The organism is Longispora fulva (genome assembly GCF_015751905.1).
Taxonomy (GTDB): Bacteria; Actinomycetota; Actinomycetes; order Mycobacteriales; family Micromonosporaceae; genus Longispora; species Longispora fulva.
Window position 1 is genome coordinate 4,435,111 of sequence record NZ_JADOUF010000001.1, and the last position, 13,332, is coordinate 4,448,442.

Sequence of the window (13,332 nt, forward strand, 5' to 3'; positions counted from 1 at the left end):
GAGTAGTACATCACACGCTACCAGCGGAGACCATCCCCCGGGATGTCCCGCGGCGTTCGGCGTCCTCGTCGACCTGCTGATCCTCGGCGCGATCACCGCCGAACGCGCCCGACTTAAGGCGACCCTCATTACTTGTGGGCCATATTCGTTGACTTGACCTTGATGCCCCGACAAGCATGACGATATGGACTCACAAGCCAAACTACAGGGAACTGTCCACAGTCTGTACCGCGTGGTGGTCGGACTCCTCTTCGCCAGCCACGGCGCCTCCACACTCCTCGGAGTGTTCGGCGGGGCCATGGGCAAGGGCGGCACCGTCCCCTTCGGAACGTGGCCCGGCTGGTACGCGGCGGTCATCCAGCTCGCCGGGGGCATCCTGGTGCTGCTCGGCCTCGGTACCCGGATCTCGGCCCTGATCTGCTCGGGCTCCATGGCGTACGCCTACTTCGTCGTGCACCAGCAGATCGCCCTGCACCCGCTTCAGAACGGCGGCGAACTGTCCGCCCTGTTCTGCTGGTCCTTCCTCCTGATCGTCGTGCTCGGCCCCGGACCGCTGTCCGTGGACGCGCTGATCAGCAGGGCCCGCACCCGGACGGCCCCCGCCCGGGTCGAGACCGCATGAGCTGACGCGACAGGCCGGGCTCTATCGCCCCGAGGCCCGCAACGCCTCGAGCGCCCGGTCCGCGTGCACGTTCATCCGGACCTCACTCTTGATGGTCTCGATGATCCGACCGTCCTTGCCGATCACGAACGTCTGCCGCTTGACCGGCAGGATCGAGATGTTGCGCTTCACCCCGTAGGCCGCCGCCACCAGGCCGCCCACGTCCGACAGCAGCGGATAGTCGAAGGTGTGCTTGTCGGCGAACTCCTTCTGCTTGCTCACCGTGTCCGGGCTGATCCCGACCCGCTGGGCCCCCAGCTCTCCGAACTCGGTCGCGAGGTCACGGAAGTGGCAGCTCTCCGCCGTGCAGCCGGCCGTCATGGCGGCCGGGTAGAAGAAGAGGACGACCGGGCCGTCCTGGAGCAGGTCGGACAACGTGCGGCGGACGCCGTGCTGGTCGTCGAGCGCGAACTCTGGCGCGAGGTCTCCGGTCTTCATCCCGCGACCCTACCGCGCGGTAACCAAGATCGCCCAGCCCTGGCCCGGGTGCTGCCGCCACTCCGCCTGAGGTGACGGCAGCATTTTCCACGGCTACTTCATCGAGACGTGGTGGTAGACCGACGGAGCATCGCCGGACCAGAAGTCGTAGCCCCAGTCGTTGAGACCCCAGATGGGGCAACTTTTGGTCTGGCTGGCGCCGGCGGCGGTCAGCGTGTCGCCGAACTTCCACGTCGTGTTGTCATTGCACAGTGCGTACGGCCGGACTCTCCACGCGCAGGTGTCGCTCGCCACGTGCAGAGTAAAGGTGGTCCATCCCGGCGAACCTGACGCGGAGATGTTGCAGTTCGCCCCCGGGTCGGAGGCCATGGCCGGGGAGCCGGACACCGCCGCGACGCCGATCGAGGACATCAGCGCCACCGCGCCCGTAACTGCGGCCTTCTTGAGCATGAGGTTCATCGGTACCCATCCCGTTGTCGTCATACGATTCCGTGGCGAACGCCACCCACAGACATCGCACCACCGGGACGTGGCGGGAAACAGTTCTCCGCCGTCCGGATCCGTCCGGGACCGTCCGCCGGGCGGGACGGGGGCCAGGGGCACCGAGTCTTGCCAAGTCGGTGCTACGTACCGTCAGGTCCGCCCTTCGCAGACAACGGTCACTTCAAGTGCCGCGAGCCGACCGGTGCGGACATCGACGGACTGCTTGTCAGTCAGATTCCAGGTCCCGATTGGAGTCATTCCCTGCTTCACTCCATAGAGGCAGACACCACAGGATTTGCCGTCTTTTCCTACAACCCGGCCATCTGCGAGACCTTCCATAAAGTGACTCACCGAAACTTGTGAACCAGCCTTCAGCGTCAGCCCTGGGCCATGCACAAGTGCCTTGGGATCGCCAGCAGGCGGACCCAGGAACACTGCGGACCGCTCTCCCTTCTGAGTGCCCTCATACACCTTGGCATAGCCGTCGACACTCACACCGCGTATGTATGCCGCTTCCGGAGTCGAATCGGTTGGCGCAAGGAAGATCCACCAGCCAACGAGCGCAGTGAAACCGAATAGAAGCAGGAAAGCGACAAGGATGATGGCTCGCGAGTACGTCAATGCAAACAACTCCAAATTCAAAAGCCACAGATGAATCTATCGGCTTCGTGGTACGCGTTCTCCACTCAGCCACCCGTCGGCCCACCGCCGGAGCCCGCAGGGCCAGGCCCGCGCGCACACCACGCACCGGTCAACCCCGTCGGGCACGTGCAGCACCTGCTCCTCCCTGGCGATCTCGGTCAGTTCCCGCTCGACCTCGGGGCTCAGGCGGACCGGGCGAGCACCTTCACCCTCATCCTCCCGTCCCGCACCGCCTGGCACGCCGCCCAGACCTTGGCCGTCGCGAGCGCCTGGGTGCGGGTGTCGAACACGGCCATCCTCGTCACCGGTTCCGGAAAAGTCCCGGTCACGGCCACCATCAAGACCTGAAACGTCATCATCGGGTACCTCCATGCCAGCACCCTTCCGCGCCGCGACCCCGGGCGGGAGTGGACCCGAGTGTGTTCGTTGTGTGCCTGATTCCGCCGATACGGTTGCCGACTACGGTGGGCGTGCAGCACAGTTGTCCGCAGTGCCCGACAGGGGTGGTTTCACCATGGATCTCGCGACGCACCCGTTGACGCATGTGCGCCAGGAAAACGGCTGGTCAATGGCGGACCTCGCCCGACTGGTACGCCACGCGGCCCGCCGGGAGCAGCAGCGGTCCGGAGTGGACCGCAACCGGATCTGGCGATGGGAGACGGGACGGACCCACCCGAGCCCCGGGTCCCAACGCCTGCTCGCGACGATCCTGGACGTCCCGCCCGGGCAGGTGGAGGCGCTCGGCTGGCCGCACTGGTTGCCGGCCCACGTCGAGCCGCACCCGTTCACGGTCCCGGGCAGCCGGGCTGCGGTGCAGGAGGTGGTCGTGGCCAGGATGGACCGTAGGGCGTTCCTCGTCCTCGGCGGCGGCGCGCTCGCCGGCATGGCCCGGGACTGGGCTCTGAGCGAGCCAGGCAGGCTGGCCGGAGCGCTCGACGGCCGGGCCGTGGATCCGGAGCTGGTGGCGTGGTTGGAGGCGCGGACGTCCGAACTGCGGGCGCTGTCCGCGACGTCGGAGCCGCTGGTGGCCGAACTGGTCGACGCGCATCTGAGCACCACGATCCGGCTCCTCGACCAGGCGCGCTTCTCCGAGGAGGTGGGGCGGAGGCTGTGTTCGACCGTGGCCACCCTCGCGCAGTGCGCCGGGTGGGGGCGGTTCGACCAGTCCCGGCACGGTGGGGCGCAACGGCTCTGGCAGGCGGCGCTGCACGCCAGCCACCTCGCCGGGAACCGTGATCTGGGGGCCGGGGTGCTCGCGGATCTCGCGTACCAGGCGACGTGGCTCGATCAGCCGAAGCACGCGGTGGAGATTCTCGGGTGGGCACGGAGTCGGACGCGGTCGCCGGCGGCGCGGGCGCTGCTGGACGTACGGCGGGCCCGTGCCCTCGCCGTGTTGCGGGACTCGGTCGGGTGCGGGCTGGCGCTGTCCTCCGCCGAGCGGGAGTTGGAGCGGGTTCATCCGGAGACGACTCCTGGATGGGTGACGTGGATGTCGCCCGCCGACCTGGCTGCTGACGCCGGACGGTGCTGGTTGGATCTGGGACGGCCCGCGCGGGCTGTGGCGGAGATCGAGGTGGGGTTGCGGCTGCTGGATCCGGGGCGGGCGCGGACGCGGGCGGTGTTTCTGACGTATCAGGCGGAGAGTGCGTACGCGGCCGGGGAGGTGGAGGCTGCGGTGTCGTTCGCGCGGACCGCCTCGTCGGTGGCGTTGGCGACGGGATCGGCGCGGTGCGTGCTTCTGGCGGACGGAGTCGCGAACCGGGTGGGGGTCCGGACGACGTCGTAGGCGGGAACCTTACTGGTCACCGCTGCACCTGACTAGCATGGCCAAGGTGACCGCGCCTTCCCCGACTCAACCCGAAGGCCCCCGCGCACCCTCGGCGGACAACTGACTGCACATCACCTTCGTCACAAGCCGACGGTCCAGCAGGCATCGTGCGACGGTAGTGCCGCAACCGCCGGTTGCTTCTCACAACTCGGTCAACGGAAATTGCTCCTGGTCCTGGGTACCGCAGACGTGCCGCCCGCCGATAGGGGGGCGGATTTGGGTCAGCCTGGCGTGATGGTCTGGTGCGTACTGAACTGGCTCGATGCCGGTCAGCGCTCGAGTGATTCGGAGACGTCACCGTAGCGGCTCGGGTTCGAGGTGTGTCAACGTGAGTGCGGCCCACATGAAGAGCCATTGTCAGCCAGGTTCGTTGCCATGAAGAATTCCGTAGGCATAAGCCGCTAGGCCGTCCTCACCGATCACGATATCCATTTGAGCCTTCCCCGTGTCTGCTGCGTAAGTCATATACTTCTTCGTTGTCCGGGATTTCCAATCGAATTTGCTCTTCACTCTGTCCGCATCAAACGGCAAGGCGTCACCAGGCATGGTGAAAGTTTTGGTGGAGTCTTCTACGCCAAGATTTCGCAGGGTAGCAGCCTTGCATTCCGAGGCAAACCTCATCTCCAAATAGATCGAGTCGGACAGGTCATCACCAAGGAAGAACCTCACCTGTGTACCGGCGCACTGCTCATCCTTGACGCCGAAGCGTTCCAACGCCTGGGCGAGGGACACGCCCGTTCGACTTCCCTGGAGCGCATTCGGATCCGCTCCTCCACCACATCCGGAAGCAAGACCCACAAGCAGCGTGCCCACAATGACTAAAATGGGCGCAGCTCTCCGGTGGTCCTCCTCAGCAGCTCCTTTCAAAACCCAGGCGCTACTCACAAGTCAAGGACACCTCAATTAGCACCTTGGATCCATTGCGAACTTCCGCCGCCTGATCTGGCGAGGCTCGGTGATACGACAAGGGCAGCTTTCCCGGCCGAAGTTGTTTGACGTAAACTCCACAAGTACGCCCTGTAGAGCCTTTCATAGTCCCACCCCCCACCCATAGGAAAACCGAATCCTCGCCCCGCGCCTTACGTGAGTCATCCTCAACAAATCCTGGCCCCTCTAGCTCACCGACCACATCCGCACTCTGCGGCCCAATAAAATACTTGGTACCCTCACCATCTTGGCCAGTTGCCTCAAACCCATTTATCTTCACGGACTTGACACTCTCAGCGGAAATAGAATGTTCGTCATCCGGAAGCAGGTCGTGAAAAAAACCGCCGACAACGAAAAGTACGCCACAGACGACGACGATTGCCGTTAGACCAACGAGCGCACCTACAGTAGTGGTCTTCAGCCGCATGCGAAATACCCCGAACGACAGAACAATTGATCGGCCCTTGCGCGATTTCCACTATACATCTCGATGTAGTGGGTGTACTCAAGCGGCCCGCCCGTGCCTGAAGCTTTTTGCACCATATATTCGTCCCCAGCATTATAGCCGTACGCGACTAATTTGTCCCGAGAATAATTCACTCCACCCGGTTCGGTGAACCCTTCAAACCCATTCGGCAACAGTCGATCCAGATCCTTCAGTCTAAATGCAGTGGCCCGGATCGCCAAGTCGTCATCGCTGTCCAGATCCGACCAGGCAACATCAGCCAGTTGATAGTGAGCCGCGCGAGTCTTTTCGAACGTACCCTCTTTCATCTGACCAACCCCAATTGAAGGCCCCGCTTCTTTGGACCAAATTCCCGTCCCTGTCCACCACCAAGTCTTAAATGTACTGAACGCCCGCCATGCACCATCGGCATACGTTACACACTTTAAGTCGCAGCTTTCATTGAGCAAGATTGCAAAAAGTAGGAGTGGGTCGATTCCCGCCTCCGCTGCGGCAGCAAGGATGGAATCCGCATAAATACCCATGCCAGAGAGATCGTCGGAGTATCTGTTGTCATCACCCACACAGGGAACCGTCCCATGTGCCGTGTCACACACGGAATCCGGATAGTCCTTCACCCGCCCCTTCCTGGGATGACCAGGGCATGCTTGAGGATCTTCGTAACAGCGATCCGAGGACGAGTCGCGCCTATTGACGTTGTTCTGCGGGTCGCTTCCGCTTGTTGCCTGGCCGGCTCTCGCGCGGGCGGCAGGACTGCTGTTGTCCTCTCCGTCGCCAGTAGTCATACCCAAACCGCTGGGGTCACTGCTTGTCGCCGGCGCGTTGTTGGCGTAGGTATAGCCGTTCCAGCTCTGCGGATCCGCGCCGTCGAACTGCGGGTCGACCGACATGAAGCGGCCCGTGCTTGGGTCGTAGTCGCGGGCGCCGATGTGGACGAGTTTGGTGTCCGGGTCGTTGACTCCGTCGACGAAGCCTCGCTGGGTGGGCCAGTTGACCGCCGTGCCTCGGGGGCCACCGAAGGGGTCTGTGCGGCGGCGGGTGACGGTCAAGTCCGTGGACTTGATACTGGTCTGGCTCGTGCCGTGGTGGTCGGCGACGATCCACGACACCTCCGTGTCAGAGCTGCGCACCGCGCCCGGGTAGGTGCGCACCGCCGTCGGGGTGGAAGTCGGCGTGTTGGCGTGCAGTTCCGTGGACCCCGCGTAGATCGTGACGCCGGTGGAGTCCTTGCGGAGGATCCGGTTGCCGTCGGCGTCGTAGACGTAGTCGGTTGTCGGGCCGCTGTCGATGGCCAGCTTCGACAGTTTGCCGAGTTCGTTCCACGTGTAGTGGGCCCCGTTGTGCAGGGTCGTGTTGCCGGTGTTGTCGTAGGCGAACGTGTCCGTCGTCGTGGTGGCCGCAGGGCCGACCTTGGTGTCGACCTTCGTCAGGCTGTGCGTCTTCGGCTGGCCGGCACCCGGCGTGTAATAGGTGCGCAGCGTGTCCGTGGACAGCCCACCACCCGGTGCGGCGTGCTTGAGTTCCGTGCTCCGGTTGCCGGCGGTGTCGAAGCCGTAGGTCGTCCAGTACGGGTCCGTGCCGCCGATCACGCCGGAGGTCGGGGTCGACTGGCAGGCGGCTGCCGAGGTGGTCCAGGACTCCGTCATGCGGCGGAGGCCGTCGTAGCCGAAGCACTGGTTGAAGGCCGCCCCGCCGGGTGTGGCGTCGTTGATGCCCAGGACGTTGCCGGCCACGTCGTAGGAGTAGTTCTCGGTGTACTGCACGTCGAACGGGTCCTGGGCACCCGGGTGTAGTTCGGTGGAGACCTGCGCCACCAGGAGCCGTTGGGTCACGTCCTGACGGGCGGTGGTGACCCGCACCCGCTTGGTACCCGAGCCCATGATCGTTTGGAAGACACCGCCGTCGAAGTAGTAGGTGATCCCCGACAGGTAGTTCTCCAGGCCGCTGATCGAGATCTGCTGGCCCGCCGTGTTGTAGCCGAAGTTCACCGTCTCCGCCGCCATGCCGCCGGCGGCCGGGTACACCACTGTCCTCGGGGCGCCGTTGGGCATGTAGGTCATGGACGTCGTGTACGTCTTATTACCCAGAGTGTCGATGACCCCTGTCGACTTCGGGATGGTCACCGAGGAACCCAGCGGCCGGTAGCCGTCGTCGTAGCCGGTCACTGCCGTCTTGAACTCACCCAACGCGTCGAAGCGGGTCGAGGACGTGAGCTGGCCCTTGGCGAGGGTGTCGTACGTCCAGGAGGCGAGGATCGGGTTGTTCTGGTCGTCTTTCCTGTGCACCTCGGTCTTGCGATCCAGGTCGTCATACTTGAACAGCAGCTTGCGTGACTCCGCGTCCTCGGTGGTCTCCACCTGACCCACCGCAGTGTAGGTCATCTTCGTCAGGCCCGTGTCCGGGTCCGTCTTGGATTCGACCTGACCACGGATGTTGTACGCCGTCGTCCAGGTGCTTCCGGCCGTGCTGGACGAGGTCTGGCGGCTCAGGAGGTCGTACCCGTATGTGGTGTCCTGGAAAGAGCCGGACGGGGCAGACCCCAGGAACTGACGCAGCGTGGTCGTCCGGCCGCGACCGTCGCTGTATGCCGTGGACGCGGTGCCGCCGGTCGGCGGGGTCGTGGTGACGCTGTCGCCGTCGTAGGCCGTCGCGACCTGGGAGAACTTGTTTCCGGCTCCCCACAGTTCATCCGCGACCACTCGACCGGAGTCGTCGTAGACGAAGCGGTGCTGCGACTGCACGGCGGTGTCGGCGAACCCCGCCAACGTCCCCGACGGCGCGCCGTCGGCCTTGAAGGACGACGTCTTCACCACCCGGCCGGCCATGTCGTAGACCGTGTCGGTGATGTGCCGCACGCCGTACTGGGTGATCTCCTGGGTCTGCCTCGGGCGGAACCGGGAGTCGAGGATCTCGTAGGAGTCGATGACGCCGTTGGTGTCGTTCGGCCCCAGAACCGAGGTCTTGATGACCGGCGATGTCGTCTTCGAGTACGAGTAGCTGTAGGTGACGTTGGGGGTGGCCGTGGCCTTGTCCCGGCCGGGTGACCAGACTGAGATGAGTCGGCCCAGTGGGTCGTAGGTGACCTCGGTCTTCTTGCCGTTGGCGTCGATCACCTTCACGGGCTGGCCGGTGATCGGGTGGATCGTCGTGGTCGCCGTGAAGCCGGCCCCGGTGCCAGACGGCGGCGGTGTGGTCACGGCGAGTTGGGTGGGTGCGCCGATTCCGGTCGGGGTGTAGGCGGTGGTGGTGGTCCGGCCGAGGGCGTCGGCGGCGGACACGGGGCGGCCGAGGGTGTCGTACTGGACGGTGCCCGTCGTGGTGTAGGTCTTCGCCGCGGCGTTGTCCAGGACCTTCGTCCGGGTCGGGAGTGCGATCGTCGGGGCCGTGGTCAGGCCCTGTGAGGTGTCGGGGGCTCCGTCGTAGTAGGTCTGGGCTCCGCTGAGTGGCTGTGCTCCGCCTGGGATGGTGCCGCCGGGGCAGGCGTAGGTTTCGGCCTGCGAGACGGTGGACATGATCCAGTTGGTGAGGTTGCGGTTGTACGTCGTGGTGGAGCACACGTCGTCGGTGGTGGTCGCGTTGTCGCCGCGGTCGATGACCTTCGACGGGAACAGTTCGGCGTCGTACTGGGTGTCGGAGCTGGTCACCCGCCATGTGTTGTCACGTTGGATGTGGGTGCGGTTGCGGGTGGAGCCGTTCTGGATGGAGGAGGCGTACCGGTATGTCTGGCCCGTGTTCTGGGTGGACAGCAGCGAGCCCCACAGGTCGTGGATGACGAAGTGGTCGGCGGTGCCGTTGTCGAAGGAGTAGTCCTCCCAGACCTGGCCGCGTAGGTTCTCCCAGTCGGTGTTGACCGTGCCCTCGGAGTTCCACACGGTCATGGTCCGGGTGCCCCAGCCGGCGTCGGTGCGGTCCCCGTTCATGCCCCGGTAGTACCGGCGCACGCTAGTCTGCGGCTGCTGGCCGGCCACGCCGTGCGTGGTCACGACCTGCGAGTAGCCCCGCCAATCGGACCAGGTGCGGTTGGCCAGGGGGGTCAGGAAAGCGTTGTTGTGGCCCCACAGCACGACGGGGTTGCTCCCGCTGGCGGAGTTGTCGTTGCTGTAGCCGTACGTCCATGTCTCGGTCGGGGTGCCGCCGGTGGAGTCGGTCACGGTGACCTGGGTGGCGACGTATTTCTGCCACCACGCCCAGCCGGCCGGTGAACCTTGGGGTTTCCAGTACTGCGGGAAGCACCGTCTGGTGTTCCAGTCCGGGTCAGGCATCGGCTGGCCTGCGGCGCAGTCCTCACCGGAGTACGTGACCGTGGTCATCGCCCCGGTCTCCGACCAGATCCGGTCGACCCGGTAGTGCACCATCGGCAGCGAACCCGTGGACACGTTGTAGTCGGCGCGGTTGTTCTTCTGCGTGCCGAAGAAGTTCACCGTCGGGGTGGTCAGGGCGTTGCCGTCGGCGTATCCGGTGTGGGTGACCGACTCCAACCACAACGACGGCGACGTGCCATCAGACACCGTCGGAAAGCCGGAGGGGAAGTCGTAGAAGTCCAGGTCCTTGTACGTGCTGCTGCCCGGGTCATAGACCTTGGCGGTCATCGACACGATCTTGTTGAGCACCCAGAACGTCGGCGACTGCACCGTCGCGCACGAGGACATCGCGACGTCGCAGTACTGGTCCCACGGCACGTCGGGGAAGTTCGGCTGGTCGTTGGCGGCACACGGAGCCTTGGCACACCGCCACGTGGTGCCGAAGTCCACCCGGTACGGGGCCGGGCCGTCACCCTCGTGCCCGGCGCGGGTGCCGTACTCGATGTGGTGCAGCACCGCACCCCGGTGATACGTCGCCGTGGTGTAGTTGTTCCAGATGCCGTACTTCTGCGACTCCTGCGTGTAGAAATACGTCATCGAGTTCCCGGCGGTGTCGACCACGTAGTCGAGGTTCCACCGGTAGTTCTGCCAACACGTCGACACCTTGATATCCGTGCCGTTGTAACACGTCTCCAAAGGCTGGTTGGCCACCACCGGCACCGACTGCTCCGAATGCGTCCCCGCATCACCGGCATAACGCACCCGATGCCCGAAGAAGTACTGCGTGCCGTCAGCCGTGGTCACCTTCCACTGACCACCATTGACCATCGAACCCGTGTAGTCCGCGACGTTCTCGACCTTCCAACCCGCCTGGCCGTCCATGTGCCACACGTGCGAGGTGTCGTCCTGGACGAGCGCGCCGGCCTTGCCCCCGAGCGACATCGAGTAGTACTGGCCGCCCATGCACAGGTCACCGGTCATGGTGCCCTCGTCAGCGCACGACACAAACGTGCGCTCCACGAACCCGGTGCCCAGGTCCCAACCCGCCCCGACCGGAGAACCCTGCCCCGACGTCGCGTTGGTCATGCCGTCGATCGCCGCCGACGAGTACGACAGGCTCAGGTTCGGCTGCGGACCCGCGGGCGCCTTCGGCGTCTTCAACGGGTACGAATAGGAGAAACCACCCCCTGAGTCCCCGGACGTCCACGACCCCGACTCCGACAACGACGTCTTCTTGAAGTCCCCCGCCGGGCCGCCACCAGAAGACGCCAGCGCGTACACCGGAGCCGAGACCGACGCCACGCCCGCCGAAGCCGACAACGAACGGGCCTGAGGCTCGGCGACATCGACCGGGACCGCGTCCACATCCGCCGACACCGTCTTCGACGCCGCGTTGTTCACCGACGTCAACACCGGGGTCTGGGTCTGACACTCCTTGCGGTCCGGCGTGCTCAACACACACGCCGGCAACTGCACCAACACCAGACGGGAACCGTAGTTCCCGCCGAACGCCTCAGAAAAGCCGGAATAGTCCACTTCGACCCGAACCCGGCCCGACGTCGTGCCACCATCGGCACGGGTCACCCGCAACCCGGTACCACTCGACACCGCCTTGACCACGCTGGTCCGGTCCACGATCTCGACCTTCACGTGCGCCGGCACCGTCGACGCCAGAGACCGCAAACCCTTCTCATCATCAGCAGGAGCCGCGTACGCCGACACCGACGACGCCGACCCGAGCCGCACCGGCAACCCACCGGCCTTCACCAACCCCGCCACAGGCCCGGCCGCGCGCAACGACGTCGACGCACCACCGAGGGCGACCACCGCCGAAGCCGGCGCAGGCCACGACACCACGGGCTTCGCCGTCGCGTACGTCATCGGCGTACCGAACTGCGGAGGCTGCACCGGCACCGACGTGACCGACGCCAACGGCTCGTTCAGGTCACCGACACCGGTGCCCGGAGCGGCCAGCGCCGGCACGCCGGCGAGCGTACTCGCGACCAATCCGGCAGACAGGACAGCGATAAGCGACAAACGCCGCACAGTGGAACCCCCGTGTTTCGGAACCGCGTCGAAGACCAGCGGCCAGACACTACGGAGAACCTGTGACGGGATACAAGAGTTTACTTTTCCGGCAGATCAATCTATGGCGGTGTGGTCGCGACCTGGCCAGGTCGGGCCAGGTCGCGACCGGCTCAGGCCAGCGGGCTCAGGCAGAACGGGTGCCCCGCCGGGTCCTGGAGCACGATCCAGCCGCCGTCGCCGGGCTGGAACTCCGGACGGGTCGCGCCGAGTTCCAGGGCGAGCGCCTCGGCCTTGGCGAGGTCGGCCACCCCGAAGTCCAGGTGGAACTGCTTGGCGTCGTCCGGCCAGCTGGACCGGGGGTGGTCGGCGATCCGCTGGAAGCCGAGCTTCACCGGGCCGGTGCCGGCGAGGTACACGTACTCGTCGCTGGTGTAGACGGACTCCCAGCCGGTCAGGGCGGTGTAGAAGGCGGCCAGGGTCGCCGGGTCGGCACAGTCGAGGGTGACCCCGGACAGGGTTGCGATGGTCATGCGGCCCAGCCTGCCGGGCATACCTGACAGGTACTGTCAGGTACATGCGACTCCTCTCCGTGCTCCTGTCGTTGCAGAAGCACGGCCGGCGCACGGCCCGGGAGCTGGCCGCGGAGCTGGAGGTGTCGGTCCGCACGATCTACCGGGACGTCGAGGCGCTGGGCGCGGCCGGCGTGCCGGTCTACGCCGAGCGCGGCCCGGCCGGCGGCTACCGGCTGCTGGACGGCTACCGGACCCGGCTCACGGGCATGACCCCCGAGGAGGCCGAGGCGTTGACCCTGGTCGGGCTGCCGGGGCCGGCGGCCCAGCTGGGGCTCGGGGCGGTGCTGACGGCCGCGGAGCTGAAGCTGCACGCCGCGCTGCCGACGACCTCCGGGCGGGTCCGGGAGCGGTTCCACCTGGACGCGGCGGCGTGGTTCCAGGCGGCGGACGACACGCCCTGGCTGGGCACGATCGCCGACGCGGTGTGGCGCGGGGTGCGGCTGACCCTGCGGTACCGGCGGTGGTCGGTGCCCCGCGAGGTCACCCGGACCGTGGATCCACTGGGCATCGTCCTGAAGGCCGGCCGATGGTATCTGGTCGGCGCGGCGGAGGGGACTCTCAGGACATACCGGGTGTCGAAGGTGTTGCACGCCGAGCCGCTGGCCGAGGAGTGCGCCCGCCCCGAGGGCTTCGACCTGGCCACGCACTGGAGCGAGCACACGGCGTGGTTCGAGGCGCGGCAGTACACGGGTGAGGCGCGCGTGCGGTTGTCCCCGCGCGCGGTGGACCTGATCCCGGGGATGCTCGGCACCACGGTCGCCCGGGCGGTCGCGGAGACGGCCGGGCCACCGGACGCCGACGGCTGGGTCGAGGCGACGATCCCGGTGGAGCACCCGCGGATGGCCGTCAGCGACCTGCTCCGGTTGGGGGCGGACCTGGAGCTGCTGGGGCCGCCGGAGCTGCTCGCCGCGTACTCCACAGTGGTCGCCGACCTGGCCCGGAAGTGTTTGTCGCACCCGCCGGTTAATCTGCCGGCACAGTCGTAG

Annotated in this window: 10 protein-coding genes; 4 read left to right on the forward strand and 6 right to left on the reverse strand. The window is 66.0% G+C overall.

The genetic code is table 11. From position 1 onward, the window contains the following. The first annotated feature begins 184 nt into the window (after window positions 1-184). Window positions 185-622, forward strand: a complete 438-nt coding sequence (locus tag IW245_RS19675; protein ID WP_197004638.1) for a DoxX family protein — start codon at window positions 185-187, stop codon at window positions 620-622. 21 nt (window positions 623-643) lie between these two features. On the opposite strand, the gene IW245_RS19680 is transcribed toward IW245_RS19675, so the two are convergent. From IW245_RS19680 to IW245_RS19690, 3 genes are all read right to left on the reverse strand, one after another. Continuing rightward, a complete protein-coding gene (locus tag IW245_RS19680; protein WP_197004639.1) occupies window positions 644-1,099 on the reverse strand; it encodes a peroxiredoxin in 456 nt (151 codons plus the stop codon). A gap of 93 nt (window positions 1,100-1,192) precedes the next feature. Beyond that, entirely contained in the window at window positions 1,193-1,558 is a 366-nt protein-coding gene (locus tag IW245_RS19685; RefSeq protein ID WP_197004640.1) for a hypothetical protein, read from the reverse strand. 174 nt (window positions 1,559-1,732) lie between these two features. Further along, window positions 1,733-2,218, reverse strand: coding sequence for a hypothetical protein (locus IW245_RS19690; protein WP_197004641.1), 486 nt, complete (start codon window positions 2,216-2,218; stop codon window positions 1,733-1,735). 132 nt (window positions 2,219-2,350) lie between these two features. Here IW245_RS19690 and IW245_RS19695 point away from each other — a divergent pair, with 132 nt between their 5' ends. Both IW245_RS19695 and IW245_RS19700 read left to right on the forward strand, forming a co-directional pair. Then, a complete protein-coding gene (locus IW245_RS19695) occupies window positions 2,351-2,572 on the forward strand; it encodes a hypothetical protein (RefSeq protein ID WP_197004642.1) in 222 nt (73 codons plus the stop codon). A 166-nt stretch (window positions 2,573-2,738) separates the two neighbouring features. Next, on the forward strand, window positions 2,739-4,010 hold the full coding sequence (locus IW245_RS19700) for a helix-turn-helix domain-containing protein (RefSeq protein ID WP_197004643.1): 1,272 nt from the start codon (window positions 2,739-2,741) through the stop codon (window positions 4,008-4,010). A 399-nt stretch (window positions 4,011-4,409) separates the two neighbouring features. On the opposite strand, the gene IW245_RS19705 is transcribed toward IW245_RS19700, so the two are convergent. The 3 genes from IW245_RS19705 to IW245_RS19715 all read right to left on the reverse strand — a co-directional run bounded on the left by IW245_RS19705 (window position 4,410) and on the right by IW245_RS19715 (window position 12,304). After that, complete coding sequence (locus IW245_RS19705; RefSeq protein WP_197004644.1) at window positions 4,410-4,865, reverse strand: hypothetical protein; 456 nt, start codon at window positions 4,863-4,865, stop codon at window positions 4,410-4,412. 531 nt (window positions 4,866-5,396) lie between these two features. Next, entirely contained in the window at window positions 5,397-11,729 is a 6,333-nt protein-coding gene (locus IW245_RS19710; protein ID WP_197004645.1) for an RHS repeat domain-containing protein, read from the reverse strand. Window positions 11,730-11,944: 215 nt separating this feature from the next. Then, window positions 11,945-12,304 (reverse strand): VOC family protein, encoded by a 360-nt coding sequence (locus tag IW245_RS19715; protein WP_197004646.1) that lies wholly within the window; start codon window positions 12,302-12,304, stop codon window positions 11,945-11,947. A gap of 44 nt (window positions 12,305-12,348) precedes the next feature. Here IW245_RS19715 and IW245_RS19720 point away from each other — a divergent pair, with 44 nt between their 5' ends. Beyond that, complete coding sequence (locus IW245_RS19720) at window positions 12,349-13,332, forward strand: helix-turn-helix transcriptional regulator (RefSeq protein WP_197004647.1); 984 nt, start codon at window positions 12,349-12,351, stop codon at window positions 13,330-13,332.